Annotated in this window: 16 protein-coding genes; 10 read left to right on the forward strand and 6 right to left on the reverse strand. The window is 61.5% G+C overall.

The features are described 5' to 3' along the window. The first annotated feature begins 143 nt into the window (after nt 1–143). The gene (locus tag AC07T0_RS01320; RefSeq protein WP_494999495.1) at nt 144–485 is read left to right on the forward strand and encodes an aspartate-semialdehyde dehydrogenase; all 342 of its coding nucleotides are present in this window, start codon (nt 144–146) and stop codon (nt 483–485) included. Here the strand turns inward: AC07T0_RS01320 and AC07T0_RS01325 are convergent. From AC07T0_RS01325 to AC07T0_RS01335, 3 genes are all read right to left on the reverse strand, one after another. Then, nucleotides 455–1684 (reverse strand): aminotransferase class V-fold PLP-dependent enzyme, encoded by a 1230-nt coding sequence (locus AC07T0_RS01325; RefSeq protein WP_494999496.1) that lies wholly within the window; start codon nt 1682–1684, stop codon nt 455–457. The genes AC07T0_RS01320 and AC07T0_RS01325 overlap by 31 nt on opposite strands. Then, entirely contained in the window at nt 1681–2151 is a 471-nt protein-coding gene (locus AC07T0_RS01330; RefSeq protein WP_494999497.1) for a RidA family protein, read from the reverse strand. Before AC07T0_RS01330 ends, AC07T0_RS01325 begins: the two co-directional genes overlap by 4 nt. 88 nt (nt 2152–2239) lie before the next feature. Then, entirely contained in the window at nt 2240–3118 is an 879-nt protein-coding gene (locus AC07T0_RS01335; RefSeq protein WP_494999498.1) for a LysR substrate-binding domain-containing protein, read from the reverse strand. A 190-nt stretch (nt 3119–3308) separates the two neighbouring features. Here AC07T0_RS01335 and AC07T0_RS01340 point away from each other — a divergent pair, with 190 nt between their 5' ends. Beyond that, nucleotides 3309–3470 (forward strand): hypothetical protein, encoded by a 162-nt coding sequence (locus tag AC07T0_RS01340; protein WP_494999499.1) that lies wholly within the window; start codon nt 3309–3311, stop codon nt 3468–3470. 143 nt (nt 3471–3613) lie between these two features. Next, a complete protein-coding gene (ccoM, locus tag AC07T0_RS01345) occupies nt 3614–3730 on the forward strand; it encodes a cytochrome c oxidase subunit CcoM (protein ID WP_017127681.1) in 117 nt (38 codons plus the stop codon). A gap of 172 nt (nt 3731–3902) precedes the next feature. Here the strand turns inward: ccoM and AC07T0_RS01350 are convergent, their stop codons facing one another. After that, nucleotides 3903–5378, reverse strand: a complete 1476-nt coding sequence (locus tag AC07T0_RS01350) for an inorganic phosphate transporter (RefSeq protein ID WP_494999500.1) — start codon at nt 5376–5378, stop codon at nt 3903–3905. A 215-nt stretch (nt 5379–5593) separates the two neighbouring features. Then, complete coding sequence (locus tag AC07T0_RS01355; RefSeq protein ID WP_494999501.1) at nt 5594–5794, reverse strand: hypothetical protein; 201 nt, start codon at nt 5792–5794, stop codon at nt 5594–5596. Nucleotides 5795–6419: 625 nt separating this feature from the next. Between AC07T0_RS01355 and pcaR the strand changes: the two genes are divergently transcribed. From pcaR to AC07T0_RS01390, 7 genes are all read left to right on the forward strand, one after another. After that, a complete protein-coding gene (gene pcaR, locus AC07T0_RS01360) occupies nt 6420–7262 on the forward strand; it encodes a pca regulon transcriptional regulator PcaR (protein WP_494999502.1) in 843 nt (280 codons plus the stop codon). A 195-nt stretch (nt 7263–7457) separates the two neighbouring features. Continuing rightward, nucleotides 7458–8315 (forward strand): CoA transferase subunit A, encoded by an 858-nt coding sequence (locus AC07T0_RS01365; protein WP_494999503.1) that lies wholly within the window; start codon nt 7458–7460, stop codon nt 8313–8315. Then, nucleotides 8315–9094 carry a CoA-transferase subunit beta gene (locus AC07T0_RS01370; protein WP_494999504.1) on the forward strand — a complete coding sequence of 260 codons (780 nt, stop codon included), beginning with the start codon at nt 8315–8317 and terminating at the stop codon, nt 9092–9094. Before AC07T0_RS01365 ends, AC07T0_RS01370 begins: the two co-directional genes overlap by 1 nt. Then, entirely contained in the window at nt 9091–10296 is a 1206-nt protein-coding gene (gene pcaF / locus AC07T0_RS01375; protein WP_494999505.1) for a 3-oxoadipyl-CoA thiolase, read from the forward strand. The genes AC07T0_RS01370 and pcaF overlap by 4 nt, the downstream gene beginning before the upstream one ends. Nucleotides 10297–10424: 128 nt before the next feature. Further along, nucleotides 10425–11720, forward strand: coding sequence for an MFS family transporter (locus AC07T0_RS01380; protein WP_494999506.1), 1296 nt, complete (start codon nt 10425–10427; stop codon nt 11718–11720). Between the two features lie 83 nt (nt 11721–11803). Further along, nucleotides 11804–12598 carry a 3-oxoadipate enol-lactonase gene (gene pcaD, locus AC07T0_RS01385; protein WP_494999507.1) on the forward strand — a complete coding sequence of 265 codons (795 nt, stop codon included), beginning with the start codon at nt 11804–11806 and terminating at the stop codon, nt 12596–12598. 129 nt (nt 12599–12727) lie between these two features. Next, nucleotides 12728–13627, forward strand: a complete 900-nt coding sequence (locus AC07T0_RS01390) for a polysaccharide deacetylase family protein (protein ID WP_494999508.1) — start codon at nt 12728–12730, stop codon at nt 13625–13627. Nucleotides 13628–13639: 12 nt separating this feature from the next. Here the strand turns inward: AC07T0_RS01390 and AC07T0_RS01395 are convergent, their stop codons facing one another. Then, a complete protein-coding gene (locus AC07T0_RS01395) occupies nt 13640–14902 on the reverse strand; it encodes an OprD family porin (RefSeq protein WP_494999509.1) in 1263 nt (420 codons plus the stop codon). Nucleotides 14903–14915 lie beyond the last annotated feature (13 nt).

Below are 14915 nucleotides of genomic sequence, written 5' to 3' on the forward strand. Positions count from 1 at the left end.
CTTTGCAGGTGCGAGACCTGGAAGAAAGGGTAGCTCATCGGCATGTCGGGCACCTTTGTGTGTTAATCCGGTCACACTTTGACCCTCCTGGGCTCAAGTCGCCGAGCTCGCCGCCGACAGCCTGACGACAGGAGAATGCCATCATGCTGCCACCGATACTGCCCCTGAGTGTCGTACCGATTACGTCCCAGACCGATCCGATTCGACCGCGACCGGACATCCCCCCCGTGGTGCCGGTGCAGGAAAGCTCCAATGAGAGCACCATCGACCTGCAAAAGCGTGACCCGGACGAGGCCGGCTGGCTGCTGCGCGAGGAACAGCGGCGCCAGCAGGAACAACAGCAACGCCGGCGTGAAGCCGACGATGACCCCGAGTTGCACCTGGCCGTCCCGGGCGATGAGTTGAATGCCGACAACACTGTACCCGTGGTGGCGCTGATGGAAGATCAGCCGCGTCAGGGCCTGTTGGTGGATGTCGAAGTCTGACGGCGCTCGTTGGCCAGGGTCCGCAGGGCCTGGAGCAGGGTGTCGATTTCTTCCCCGGTATTGAGGTGGCTGACGGCGATCCGTGCGACAGCCGGCAGGTTCCGCGCGCGCATATCCAGTGGCGTGTAAGCCGTGCCGTTGGCCCCCAGGTTGATGCCGCTTTCGGTCAGCCGCTGTTTCAGTTCAAACACATCCCAACCTTCCAGCGTGAACGCAATCAGCCCTGATTGTTGTCCGGGCCGGCCCAGGTCGTGCAGTTCCAGGCCATTGATCTGCCCCAGTGCCTGGCGCAGGGGCTGGCTCAACGCCTGGATTCGCCGATGAATTCGCTGGATCCCCAACTCCACGGCCTCTTTCAGTGCATTCGCCAGTCCGGCCAGCAGCGCCAGGGAGACTTCGCTGGTTTCAAAGCAGCGGGCATCGGCCCGCGGGGTAAAGGCGTGGCCGTCCCAGGGCGCCGAGAGCACATCGAGCTGGACTGGCTGCAGCTGCGCCATGAATGCCGGGCGTACATACAGCAGCGCCGTGCCCCGCGGGCCGCGCAGGAACTTGCGGGCGGCGCCCTTGAGTACGTCGCAGCCCAGGGCCTGGACATCACAGGGCAGCTGGCCCAGGGCCTGTCCAGCATCGATGAAGTAGGCAATACCATGCCGCCGCGCCACTTCGCCGATGGCCTGTGCCGGATTGATCAGGCCACCGTTGGCCGGGAGCCAGGTCAGGGCGATCAGCTTCACGCGTGAGTCGATCATCCGCTCCAGGGCGGACACCGACACCGCGCCGCTCTCGTCACAGGGGATCACCTCGAGCCGGGCCCCGGACTGCAGGGCCTGGCTCATGCAGGCCAGGTTGCCAGCCCATTCATGCCGTCCCACCAGGATCCGGTCGCCCGCCCGCCAGCCGCCCAGGGCACTGAACGCCATGCCCCAGGCCGCCGAGCCGCTGCTGGTAAAGGCAATTGCGGCGCTGTCGGTGCCGAGCAGTCTGGCCGCCCAGTGACGAGCTTGCTCCTGCAATCTGGCACCTTCAACGCCGGCTTCCATGGGGCCTATTGTCGCTTCCCTCAGCAGTTGCGTGGTGATGGCGTCCAGCGTGGCCTGGCTGGGCAGGGAGGCGCCGGCGTGATTGAAATGGATCACCCGGGAGCAGCCGGGCGTCGCGGCCCGCAGGTGGGCGATCTGGTGCGCAAGTGAATCGTTCATGGCCGCAGCTCGAAAATCGCGTCGATCTCCACGGCCACACCGCTGGGCAGGCTGGCGACACCGACGGCGGTACGCGCGTGGCGGCCCTTGTCGCCCAGGGCATTGACCAGCAGATTGGAGGCGCCGTTGGCCACGACCCCCTGGCGCTGGAAGTCGGGGCTGCTGGCGACAAAGACCCCGAGCCGGACAATCCGCAGCAGGCGTGAGAGATCATCGTCAAGGGCGTGGCCCAGTTGGGCCAGCAGACCGAGTGCGGCGAGCTCCGCGGCCTGCGCGCCTTCTGCTTCGTCCAGGGTGTCACCCAGGCGACCGATAAAGGCTGGCTTGCCGCCTTGCAGGGGAATCTGCCCGGAAATGAACAGCTGGTGCTGGCTGATGACGTAGTTCACATAGTTGGCGATCGGCTGCCCCGGCTGCGGCAGGTTCAGGCCCAGTTGGGCCACTCGGTCGGACAGGGAATCATTCATGGGTAAACCTCCGGGAAAGAGGCTTGAGCATGCTGGGCGCGCCATGACCCGACAAACGCATAGATTCAATCCGACGTATCCAGATAATTCATGCGTCGGCGGCGCTGCACTGCTCCCGCAACCACTCGCAGAAGGATTCGGCGGCGGGACTCAGCGCCGCGTTGGGCTTGACCAGCCAGTAGCCGATCTCGCCTTCATAGGCCGGCAGGTCGAAGGCATTCACCAGCGTACCTTCCTTGAGATGTCGGCCGATCAAATGTTGGCGACCCATGGCGATGCCCTGCCCGGCGATAGCCGCCTCGACCACGATGTTGTAGTCGTGGAGCATGACGCTGGGGTAGTGCTGGAGATCAAGGCGATGATGGCGGGACCAGTCGATCCATTCGAAGGGTTGCTGCGCCTGTGACATGAGCCGCGGGCCTTGTTCGACGCCATCGGCCTTGAAGGACGGGCTGCAAACCGGGAAAAGGCGTTCGCCCATCAGGCGCACGGCGTTGACATGGGGCCAGCCGCCTTTGCCATAGCGGATCGCCAGGTCCACCTCGGCGCCCGCCACATCGGCCAGTTGAATCGAGGGCTCCAGTTCGACCTTGATCTGCGGGTAACGACGGATAAAGCCGGCCAGGCGCGGGGCCAGCCAGAGGGTGGCGAAGGAGGCGAGCAAGCCGATGCGTAGCACCTGGTTTTGCCGGGGCAGGCTGAGCTGACGGCTGGCCTGGGCGATCTGTTCCAGGGCCGGGCGGATTTGTTGGTAGTACCGACCACCTTCTTCTGTGAGATCGATGGCGCGAGTGCGTCGGACAAACAGTCGCTGGCCCAGATGCTGTTCGAGTTTCTGCACTTGGTGGCTGATCGCACTTTGACTGACGCACAGCTCGTCGGCGGCCTTGATGAAGCTCAGATGACGGGCCACGGCCTCGAACGCGCGCAGGGCCATCAAGGGCGGCAGATCTTGGTGCAACGCCACTTCAGCGCTCCTTGGCGGGCAATCGGGGTCAGGGGATTGTGCTGGGAAATCGGGCGACTGCCCAGGTCTTGTTGCGCGGGAGGTCTGGATAAGCGGCCGACTTGCCCGCATTATGAGTCCATAGCGCGTGTCGAAGGTGGCCGACAGTGACCCTTCGATGGAACTCGACGGATAGCGATGTAATCTGACCATGAACCAAGATGACAAGTTGATCGACCTTGATACTGAACGGGCCAAGCGTGTCCATGATCTCAATGAAAAGCGCTTGAATGAAGTTCGTCAGGCGTTCGAACAGGCCCTGCCGCTGGGCAAAGGCAAGAAAAAACCGAAGAACAAGCCGAAAAAGCGCTGATAGCCCACTGATTCTTGATATGGATCAGTTATTCCCCTTCTCCCGCGCCCTGCCTTGGGCGGCATTGACCCTGGTCAATTTTTCACTGTGCCTGCTGGGCTAACTTAGCTCCATCGCAACAAGGCAAGTGCAGGAGGCCAGTCATGTTCTTCGATAACGTGGTGATCGCCGGAGTGCTGACTGTCGGCCTCATGGTGATGTTCTTCGCCGGTTTTGGATTTTTTATCTGGAAAGACTCACATAAACGGAAAAAACCGTAGAGCTTCCAGGGAACGAGCACGCAAGGCATTTTGGGCGACTTCGGTCGCCCTTTTTTTTGCTCTTTTTTTGCCGGTGTCGAATCGGCTATTGGCATTGGATCCCGGTCATACCGGGAAATAAAAAAGGTGCGGTCCCGGCGGGAGCGCACCTTTTTTCGTTATTCGCCCGGGATCAGTTGCCGAGCACTTTCGTCGCCAGCCAGAACAGACCGGCGGACAAGCCGATGGTCATTGGCAGGGTCAGCAGCCAGGCCAGCAGGATGGTCTTGATGGTGCTGCCTTGCAGGCCGCTTTTGCTGGCAATCATGGTCCCGGCCACACCCGACGACAAGACGTGGGTGGTCGAGACGGGCAGGGCGACGATGTTCGCCAGGGCGATCAAGCCGGCGGTGGTGATTTGTGCCGACATGCCCTGGGCATAGGTCATGCCCTGCTTGCCGATCTTCTCGCCGATGGTCAGGACCACGCGTTTCCAGCCGATCATGGTGCCCAGGCCGAGGGCCAGCGCCACCGCGATGATCACCCAGAACGGCGCGTATTCGGTGGTGGCGGTCAGGTCCTTGCGCAGTTTTTCCAGGTCGGCCTTTTCACGGGAATCCAGGCCTGGCAACTTGCTGACCTGCTTGGCGGTGTCATCCAGGCAGAGCAGGCCGCGACGCACTTCAATGCGTTTTTCCGCCGACAGCGAATGGTAGTCGGTCACGCCCGTGAGGTTGCTCATCAAGGCGTTGATGGTGGGTTCGGTCCGTTGCGGGTTGCAGCGGAATTTGCCCGGCATATCGTCGGCCACGTTTTTACCCAGGGCGAGGAATTCGCTCAGGGTGGCGTTATTACGCTGATAGAACTGGCTCAGGTGCAGGGTCGCGTCGCGGGTGCGTTCGATCTGGTACGTGGTGGTGCTCAGGTCAAGGACGAACTGCGCCGGGACGATACCGATCAGCACCAGCATGATCAGGCCGATACCTTTCTGGCCATCGTTGGAACCGTGCACGAAGCTCACGGCCATGGCGGAGAGCACCAGCACCAGACGGTTCCAGAACGGCGGGTGCTTCTTGTCGTCGATCTTGCGCCGTTGTTCCGGGGTCTTGTGCATCTTGGACTCCGGACGCCACCATTTCAGGCCAACCAGTATCAGGCCCGCCAGCACCAGGCCGGCAATCGGCGAGAAGATCAGCGAGGCGCCGATATCGACCGCTTTCTGCCAGTTCACGCCTTCGCTCACGGGAATGCCATTGAGCAGGGCGTTGGCCAGGCCGACACCGAGGATCGAGCCGATCAGGGTGTGGGAACTGGAGGCCGGAATGCCGAAATACCAGGTGCCCAGGTTCCAGGCGATGGCCGCCGCCAGCAGCGAAAACACCATGGCCAGACCATGTCCGGTGTTGACGTTGATCAGCAGCTCGACCGGCAACAGGTGAACGATGGCGTAGGCAACCCCGACCCCGCCCAGCAGCACGCCGAGGAAGTTGAACACCCCGGAAAAGAATACCGCCAGGTGCGGCGGCATGGCTTTGGTGTAGATCACAGTGGCCACCGCGTTAGCGGTGTCATGAAAGCCGTTGATGAACTCGAAGCTGAGGACAAAGGCCAGGGCGAGCACCAGGCTCACAAGCACCCAGGCATCCAGTCCGCTGAATAAATCGATCATGAAGGTTTTCTGACCCGGTCATAAGGGGGCGCGATTATGCCAGAAAACTTTCAGGTGAGGGCCTGCCTGACGCCATTTGACCTGAGCAGGTGCTCAGGGCCGACGGTTGACACGCGGATGGCGTAGGTCTTGGCGTCCAGCGGGCCAGGCGTTATCCGGGTAGGAAAGGTCTGGTGGCGAAGGGCAGGGCTCGGCAAGGTTCAATACCGATAAGCCTAAGGCTCTTCGGTCTTGAGTTCCTTTTCCATCTTTTGCAGTTCCTGGGTAAACGCCTGGTCCAGAAGACTGGCTCGTTTGCGCCAGGGTTTGCGTTCTGGATCGGGTTGGGCGGCGTAGGTGGTGACAGCCCCGCCGTAAACATCCTTGTAACGTTGCTCCTGGCGCTCAAGTTCCGCGCGCAGTTCGTCTTTCGTCACAGTACTACCTAATTTGAGTTGAGTGATTGTATTCCATTAAACACAACCGCCCTGACGAGACGTTCAATTTCGTGATTGAGCGCTGACAGTCGGAACCCCAGTCGGGCCAGACGGCCTTGAGGTCGCACAGGGAATTATAGCGGTCGGTTTGACTGACACTATCGCGAAGATAAGGGAGTTCGTCAACTTTGTCGGTGAGTTTTGTGATGTAGGAGTTTTTAACTGTAACTTGAGGGCGGGCTAACCGCTGCCTGTTTTTTGACGACAGTTATCAACTCAAGTTGCATTGCAATAAGCCTGATACTTGGAAGTGGTCTGCTGATGCAGTTGCAGAATGGCTGTTCAACTTCTGGATCGGCACGCCTTGCGATGACCACCCAGCAAGGAGGTAAAAAAAACGGCCTCACTTCGTGGGTGAGGCCGGACCGACGGAGTTCCCGGTGGGTACCTGACCAGTATCCCGGGAAAACCGCAGCGGCGCGCCAAGGTATAAGCTACGACGATCAGGGTCAATTGCGATTATCGGTCGTTGGTTCGATAATCGCACAAAGTCGCGCGGCCCTGGCTTGTCTAATCGCCTGGGCCCGGCTTGTAATGGGTTTCCACGGCAGACAAGGAATTTGTAATGAACGACCAATTGCGTGATGCCTTCGCCTCCGTGGCGCCGCCCATCGTGGCCTCGCCGGCCAAACGTATCCAGGCGTTGACCGGCGATCCTGACTTCATGACGTCGCTGGCCCGTGGCCTGGCGGTGGTGCAGGCGTTCCAGGAGCGCAAGCGGCACCTGACCATTGCGCAGATCAGCCACCGCACGGAAATTCCCCGCGCGGCGGTGCGCCGTTGCCTGCATACCTTGATCAAGCTCGGCTACGCCACCACCGACGGACGGACCTATTCGCTGCTGCCCAAGGTACTGACCCTGGGCCACGCCTACCTGTCATCCACGCCCCTGGCGGTGTCGGCGCAACCCTATCTCGACCGCATGAGCGAGCAACTGCACGAAGCCTGCAACATGGCGACCCTGGAAGGTGACGACATCCTCTATATCGCCCGTTCCGCCACCACCCGGCGGCTGATCTCGGTTGATCTCTCGGTAGGCGGCCGGTTGCCGGCCTATTGCACGTCCATGGGCCGAATCCTCTTGGCGGCGCTGGACGATGCTTCCTTGCATGAGTACCTCGAACACGCCGACCTGCACGCCAAGACCAGCCGGACCCTGCATACCCCCGAAGCGCTGCTCGAATGTCTGCAGCAGGTGCGCCAGCAGGGCTGGTGCATTGTCGACCAGGAACTGGAGCAAGGCTTGCGCTCGATTGCCGTGCCGGTCTATGACGCCTCCGGGCAAGTGCTGGCGGCGTTGAACGTCAGTGCCCATGCCGGACGTGTCAGTTGTACCGAGCTGGAGCAGCGTTTCCTGCCGAGCATGCTCAAGGCCAGTCGCGAGCTGAGTGCGCAGTTGTTTTCCTGAGCCACACGCGGCGCTGCTTTCCAGGGCAAAATGCTTGTCGGATAAAATGGTAGCTTGCAAACAATTCGTTCGATTATCGAACAGTTAATCGATTATCGGATTGTTTGGCCGCCGATCCCCGGCTTACCCTGAGCTCATCACGGCGCTGAACTTCGCGCCGCCCCTCAGGCAGGTTGAACCCGGGAGTCTGCACCCATGGCTGAAATCCTTTCGCTGCATGAAGCGGTGAAGCAGTTCGTCAACGACGGCGATACCGTCGCGCTCGAAGGCTTTACCCATCTGATTCCGACCGCGGCGGGTCATGAAATCATTCGTCAGGGCAAGAAAGACCTGACGCTGGTGCGCATGACCCCCGACCTGGTCTATGACCAGCTCATCGGTGCCGGTTGCGCCCGCAAACTGATTTTTTCCTGGGGTGGAAATCCCGGTGTAGGTTCGTTGCACCGTCTGCGCGATGCCGTCGAGAAACACTGGCCACACCCGCTGGAAATCGAAGAACACAGCCATGCCGACCTGGCCAACGCCTATGTGGCCGGTGCCTCCGGCTTGCCGTTCGCGGTCCTGCGGGCCTACGCCGGCTCCGACCTGCCGAAGGTCAATCCGCTGATCAAGACGGTCACCTGTCCCTTCACCGGTGAAGTGCTGGCCGCCGTGCCTTCGGTACGCCCGGATGTCACCGTGATCCATGCGCAGAAAGCCGACCGCAAGGGCAATGTGCTGCTCTGGGGCATTCTCGGTGTGCAGAAGGAAGCGGCCCTGGCGGCGAAACGCTGCATTGTCACGGTCGAGGAAATTGTCGACGACTTGCAGGCGCCAATGAACGCCTGCGTCTTGCCGACCTGGGCCCTGAGCGCGGTGTGTCATGTCCCTGGCGGTGCCCATCCGTCCTACGCCCATGGCTATAACGAGCGCGATAACCGCTTCTACCAGGCCTGGGATCCGATTGCCCGCGACCGCGCGACCTTCACCGCCTGGATCGACGAGTACATCCATGGCACCGCGAACTTTGCCGAGTTCCAGAGCAAACTGGCCCACGCTTCGGAGGTTAAGTAATGACCTACACCACCAATGAAATGATGACGGTGGCCGCCGCCCGTCGGCTGAAGAACGGTTCGGTCTGCTTCGTCGGCATCGGCCTGCCGTCCAAGGCCGCCAATCTGGCACGGCTGACCTCTTCGCCGGACGTGGTACTGATCTACGAGTCGGGCCCGATTGGCGCCAAGCCCAGTGTGTTGCCGCTGTCCATCGGTGACGGCGAACTGGCGGAAACCGCTGACAGCGTGGTGCCCACCGGCGAGATCTTCCGCTACTGGTTGCAAGGCGGGCGTATTGATGTCGGCTTTCTCGGCGCGGCCCAGGTCGACCGTTTCGGCAATATCAACACCACCGTGGTCGGCGACTATTTCTCGCCCAAGGTCCGCCTGCCCGGTGCCGGTGGTGCCCCGGAAATCGCCGGTTCGGCGAAAAGCGTGCTGATCATCCTCAAGCAGTCGGCGCGCTCCTTCGTCGACAAGCTGGACTTCATCACCTCGGTCGGTCACGGCGAAGGCGGCGATTCGCGCAAGCGCCTGGGCCTGCCGGGTGCCGGTCCCGTGGGGATCATCACCGACTTGTGCATCATGGAGCCGGAAGCGCACAGCAACGAATTTATCGTCACCGCGCTGCACCCGGGGGTAACCCGTGAGCAAGTGATCGCCGCCACTGGCTGGGCCGTGCGCTTCGCCGAGCAGGTGGACAGCACGGCGGCGCCGACCGAGCTTGAACTGACTGCCCTGCGTGACCTCGAAGCTCGTACCGCCGCGGCCCACGGCCAAGCCCCCGGAGAAGCATGATGCGCGACGTCTTTATCTGTGATGCCATTCGTACCCCCATCGGTCGCTTCGGCGGTGGCCTGGCCGGTGTGCGCGCCGATGACCTGGCGGCCGTGCCGATCAAGGCGCTGATGGAGCGCAATCCGTCGGTGAACTGGGGCGAGGTCGATGAAGTGTTTTTTGGCTGCGCCAACCAGGCCGGTGAAGACAACCGCAACGTCGCACGCATGGCGCTGTTGTTGGCGGGATTGCCTTCGAGTATTCCCGGGGTAACCCTCAACCGTCTCTGCGCCTCGGGCATGGACGCAATCGGCACCGCGTTCCGGGCCATCGCCAGCGGCGAGATGGAGCTGGCGATTGCTGGCGGCGTGGAGTCCATGTCCCGTGCTCCGTTCGTGATGGGCAAGGCGGACGCGGCGTTTTCCCGCAACATGAAACTGGAAGACACCACCATCGGCTGGCGCTTTATCAACCCGCTGATGAAGGCCCAGTACGGTGTCGATGCGATGCCGCAGACCGCTGACAACGTGGCGGACGATTATCAGGTGTCCCGCGCCGACCAGGATGCTTTTGCCCTGCGCAGCCAGCAACGGGCGGCTGCGGCCCAGGCCGGCGGTTTTTTCACTGAAGAAATCGTGCCGGTGCGTATCGCCCACAAAAAAGGCGAAACCGTGGTCGAGCACGATGAACATCCTCGAGCGGACACGACGCTGGAGACTCTGGCCAGGCTCAAACCGGTCAACGGCCCGGACAAGACCGTGACCGCCGGCAATGCCTCCGGTGTCAACGATGGTGCCGCTGCGCTGATCCTGGCGTCTGCCGAGGCGGTGAAGAAACATGGCCTGACCGCCCGTGCCCGGGTGCTCGGCATGGCCAGTGCGGGTGTCGAGCCCCGGGTCATGGGGATCGGCCCGGTACCGGCGGTGCGCAAGTTGATCGAGCGTCTGGGGCTGGCGGTCAGCGACTTCGACGTTATCGAACTGAACGAAGCCTTCGCCAGCCAGGGTCTGGCGGTACTGCGTGAACTGGGCATCGCTGACGATGCGCCGCAGGTCAACCCGAACGGTGGCGCCATCGCCCTCGGTCATCCGCTGGGCATGAGTGGCGCACGCCTGGTGCTGACAGCGCTCCACCAGTTGGAAAAAACCGGCGGCGGCAAGGGCCTGGCGACTATGTGTGTCGGCGTCGGGCAGGGGCTGGCACTGGCGATTGAGCGCGTCTGAGAACCACAGGCAACAAAACAGGCGCCCGGATGACTGCCACGCACGGTCATTCGGGCGATTGTTCTTGCAAAACAGGCCTGTTGCAAAGTATGTCTAGACTGCAACTTACCTCCTTCGAGTGATGAGACATGACAACAACAACGATGCCGTACACCTCCGAAGAACGTAACAAGAGAATTTTTGCGATTGTCGGTGCCTCTTCCGGCAACCTGGTCGAGTGGTTCGACTTCTACGTCTATGCCTTCTGCGCCATCTACTTCGCCCCGGCGTTTTTTCCCTCCGACGACCCCACGGTGCAGTTGCTCAACACTGCCGGGGTATTCGCCGCCGGCTTCCTGATGCGTCCCATCGGTGGCTGGTTGTTCGGTCGCGTGGCCGACAAGCACGGCCGCAAGAACTCCATGATGATCTCGGTGCTGATGATGTGCGGCGGCTCCCTGGTCATTGCCTTCCTGCCTGGCTACGCGACTATCGGCGCCTGGGCGCCGGCGCTGTTGCTGGTGGCACGACTGTTTCAGGGCGTGTCGGTGGGCGGTGAATATGGCACCACCGCGACCTACATGAGTGAAGTGGCCCTGCGCGGCCAGCGCGGTTTCTTCGCTTCGTTCCAGTACGTGACCCTGATCGGCGGCCAGTTGCTGGCGGTGTTGGTGGTAGTGATCCTGCAGCAGTTCCTCAGCGAACCGGAGCTCAAGGCCTGGGGCTGGCGGATTCCGTTCGTGATCGGCGCCATCGCGGCACTGATTTCGCTGTTCCTGCGCCGGGCCCTGAAGGAAACCACCAGCAAGGAAACCCGCCAGGACAAGGACGCCGGCAGCATGCGGGCGTTGTTTCGCGATCACAAGGCCGCCTTTATCACCGTGCTCGGCTATACCGCCGGCGGCTCGCTGATTTTCTACACCTTCACCACCTACATGCAGAAATACCTGGTGAATACCGCCGGCATGACGGCCAAGACCGCCAGTTTCATCATGACCGCCGTGCTGTTCCTTTATATGTGCATGCAGCCGTTGTTCGGCATGCTCTCGGACCGCATCGGCCGGCGTAACAGCATGCTCTGGTTCGGCGCTCTGGGGACCCTGTGCACCGTGCCGATCCTGCTGACCCTGAAGACCGTGACCAGCCCGTTCCTGGCCTTCGTGCTGATCACCCTGGCGCTGGCGATCGTCAGTTTCTACACCTCCATCAGCGGCCTGGTCAAAGCCGAGATGTTCCCGGTCCATGTGCGGGCACTGGGCGTGGGCCTGGCCTATGCGGTGGCGAATGCGCTCTTTGGTGGCTCGGCGGAATATGTGGCCCTGAACCTGAAGTCGGTCGGGATGGAAAACGTCTTCTACTGGTATGTGACGGTGATGATGGCCGTCGCCTTCCTGTTCAGCTTGCGCCTGCCGAAAGAAGCGGCCTACCTGCAGCACGATCATTGATCGCTTCGCGCGCCCTTGAGGGGCGCGCCTGAGCGCTGCAACCAGCGGGCAATACATGGGTTTTTTACTTGAAGGGGATGAACGTGGGTTTCGTACGACTTGCCGAAGGTGAACTGCATTACCAACTGGAGGGTCCGCCAGGGGCTCCGGTACTGGTGTTGTCCAACTCGTTGGGCACCGACCTGGGGATGTGGGACACCCAGATACCGGCGTTTGCCGAGCACTTTCGAGTATTGCGTTACGACACCCGTGGCCATGGCCGTTCGCTGGTGACACCGGGGCCTTACAGCATCGAGCAACTGGGGCGCGACGTCCTGGCGTTGCTCGATGCGTTGGAGATTGATCGGGCGCACTTCTGTGGCCTGTCCATGGGCGGGCTGATCGGTCAGTGGCTGGGCATCCATGCCGGTCATCGTCTGCACCGGCTGATTGTCTGCAACACGGCGGCGAAGATCGGTGATGCGGCTGGCTGGAATCCGCGGATCGAAGCCGTTTCGACGGGCGGCCAGACGGCCATGCTGGCGCTACGCGATGGGGCGGTTTCCCGCTGGTTCACCCCGGCGTTCGCCGAGGCGCACCCGGATCGGGTCAAGCCGATTACCGAGATGCTCGCCGCCACCTCGCCCGAGGGCTACGCGGCCAACTGCTGCGCGGTGCGCGATGCGGATTTCCGTGAGCAGTTGGCGCAGATTCAGCTGCCGCTGCTGGTGATTTCCGGCACCGAGGATGCGGTGACACCGCCTTCGGGAGGGATCTTTATCCAGCAGCATGTCGAGGGTGCCGAATACGCCGAATTCCATGCCGCGCACCTGTCCAATGTGCAGGCCGGCGATGATTTCAGCCAGCGGGTGCTGGATTTCCTGTCCGCCAGTGTGTAAGGCAGTGCGAGTGAAACTTTTCTCTTTTAGATGAAACTTTCGCGATGGCCTGAACGCTGCCTTGCGGTTGTGCTCTGATTAATGTGATGACCCTTTTGCCATTACCTTGATCCGGACTTGCCCAATCCCATGAAGTCGTTTGCCGCACTGTTGTCAGGGCTCGTGATTGTCGCGAGCCTTGGCGGCTGCATCGGTCCGCCGATGCCCCTGACCCCGAAGACCGAGCAAGCCCTGCGCTCGCAACCACCGATTCGTTTCCTGCTGACCTACGATGACGGACCCAGCGCCTCGAGTTTCTGGAACCCGACGGCATCGGTGCTCGATGACCTGGCCCACAACCCGATCCAGCCGGGTATCAAGGCCGTGTTCTTTGTCCAGACCCGTGCCCCCCGAGCCGGCAACAGTGACATAGGTCGTGCGCTGATGCGCCGTGAGTATGCCGAGGGACATATCCTCGGCTTTCATACCGCGACTCCCTGGCACACCAATCACCGCTCGCTGAGCCCGGAGGAGCTGGAACAGTCACTCACCGACGGTAGCGCGGATATTGCGGCGATCACTGGCGCGCCACCGACGATCCTGCGCCCACCGTTCTGGAATTACGACAAGCGCACCTTCGCCGCCTACCAGCGTCATGATATGCACGTTTTGTTGACGGACCTGAGTGCCAATGACGGCAAGGTCTGGGGCATCACCGCCAGTCCACAACGGCGGGCCAACCTGCTCAAGCACCTGGCCGAAGTGCGTGAGCAGATTGCCCAGGGGAAGATGCCGGTGGTCGATGGAGTGATTCCGGTGGTGGTGACTTTCCACGACCTCAACCGCTACACCGCCCGGCATATGCAGGAGTATTTGCAGATCCTGATGGACTGCGCACGGGACACCGGCGTGCCGACGGCCGAGCAACCCTTCTATACGGATCGCTCGGCATTGTTGCGGGCCGTGATGGCCCGTACGGTTCAGGACAGTTCCATGCCCGTGCAGTTGCCCGGGTTCTGGAACTGGTGGTGGGATAAGAATTCACACTAAGGCGGCGGACGCCTATAGCAACGAAATCGGATAGCTGACGATCAGCCGGTTCTCATCGAACTCATTGGTGCTGAAGCTTTTGCGGATACTCGAATTGCGCCAGCGCACGCTGAGATTTTTGAAGGTGCCGCTTTGCAGGGTGTAGCCCAGTTCCGATTCGCGACCCCACTCCTTGCCGTTGGTAATGGCCCCGGTGTGCACGTTGTCGCCGCTGATATAGCGGTTCATCAGGGTCAGCCCCGGAATGCCGAGCGCGGCGAAGTTGTAGTCATGGCGCAACTGCCAGGACTTCTCGCGGGCATTGTCGTAACTGTTGTTGTAGCTATCGTTGGCCAGGGTGCCGCCGCTGGTGCCGTTGACGCGCATCCAGACGCTGTTGCCGGTGAGTTTCTGCAAGCCGACATAGAAGGTGTTGCCACCATATTTGGCTGAGAACAGTCCGGACCAGGTCTTGTTGTCCAGCTCGCCAGCCTTGGCGCTGCCGTCGTCCTTGCCGTAGAAGTAGCCGAGGTTGGCGCCCAGGGTCCAGTCGCCCAGCGGTTGGCTGTGCACCAGGTTGAGGTACTGCTGGCTGTAGATGTCCTTGAGCTGGGCATTCCACACTCCGATCAGGGTGCGCTTGTCGTTGAAGCTGTATTCGCCGCCCTGGAAGTTGAAGCGGTCGGAGGTGATGCCCGGCTTACCGTTCATGAACATGGCCGTCATGCTCGAGTCGTTGCGTGGGCTGTTGTTCTGGAACTGGCCGCCGTAAAGGGTCAGGCCATCGATTTCCTTCGAGGTGATCTGGCCGCCACGAAAGGTCTGCGGCAGCGAACGACCATCGTCCGAGCGCAGGATCGGCAGCACCGGCATCCATTCGCCGACTTTCAATTCCGTCTTGGAAATCCTCGCTTTCAAGGCCACATCCAGGCGCCCGAAGTTGCTGGCCGGGCGTCCGTTGCCGTCCAGCGGCAGCAACTGGGTACCGCCGGTGCCTTTACCGCCGTCGAGCTTCTCCGAGAATGTGCCGAGCACATCGGCGCCGAAGCCTACGGTGCCCTGGGTGAAACCCGATCGGGCATCCAGGATAAAACTCTGCGTCCATTCCTGAGCCTTGCTCTGAGGGAAGGCTGGATTGATGAAGTTGCGGTTGATGAAAAAGTTACGCAGGTTCAGGTTGGCCTGGGCATCTTCCACAAAACCATGCTCTTCGGCCAGCACCGGCAGGGTCGCGCTGGCCATGGCGATGGCCAGCAGGGCGTGGGAGGACAGCTTGCTCGGGTTCAGTGGCTTCATGGATCGGTCTCTC

Source organism: Pseudomonas sp. GW821-FHT04D07, from assembly GCF_059420225.1.

Bases quoted from the DNA above. Each gene is read 5' to 3' on its own strand.
- AC07T0_RS01340 (WP_494999499.1), top strand. From the start codon at position 3,309: ATGAACCAAGATGACAAGTTGATCGACCTTGATACTGAACGGGCCAAG.
- AC07T0_RS01325 (WP_494999496.1), bottom strand. From the start codon at position 1,684: ATGAACGATTCACTTGCGCACCAGATCGCCCACCTGCGGGCCGCGACG.
- AC07T0_RS01390 (WP_494999508.1), top strand. From the start codon at position 12,728: ATGAAGTCGTTTGCCGCACTGTTGTCAGGGCTCGTGATTGTCGCGAGC.
- AC07T0_RS01370 (WP_494999504.1), top strand. From the start codon at position 8,315: ATGACCTACACCACCAATGAAATGATGACGGTGGCCGCCGCCCGTCGG.
- AC07T0_RS01330 (WP_494999497.1), bottom strand. From the start codon at position 2,151: ATGAATGATTCCCTGTCCGACCGAGTGGCCCAACTGGGCCTGAACCTG.
- pcaF (WP_494999505.1), top strand. From the start codon at position 9,091: ATGATGCGCGACGTCTTTATCTGTGATGCCATTCGTACCCCCATCGGT.
- AC07T0_RS01380 (WP_494999506.1), top strand. From the start codon at position 10,425: ATGACAACAACAACGATGCCGTACACCTCCGAAGAACGTAACAAGAGA.
- AC07T0_RS01365 (WP_494999503.1), top strand. From the start codon at position 7,458: ATGGCTGAAATCCTTTCGCTGCATGAAGCGGTGAAGCAGTTCGTCAAC.
- AC07T0_RS01350 (WP_494999500.1), bottom strand. From the start codon at position 5,378: ATGATCGATTTATTCAGCGGACTGGATGCCTGGGTGCTTGTGAGCCTG.
- pcaR (WP_494999502.1), top strand. From the start codon at position 6,420: ATGAACGACCAATTGCGTGATGCCTTCGCCTCCGTGGCGCCGCCCATC.
- AC07T0_RS01320 (WP_494999495.1), top strand. From the start codon at position 144: ATGCTGCCACCGATACTGCCCCTGAGTGTCGTACCGATTACGTCCCAG.
- ccoM (WP_017127681.1), top strand. From the start codon at position 3,614: ATGTTCTTCGATAACGTGGTGATCGCCGGAGTGCTGACTGTCGGCCTC.
- AC07T0_RS01395 (WP_494999509.1), bottom strand. From the start codon at position 14,902: ATGAAGCCACTGAACCCGAGCAAGCTGTCCTCCCACGCCCTGCTGGCC.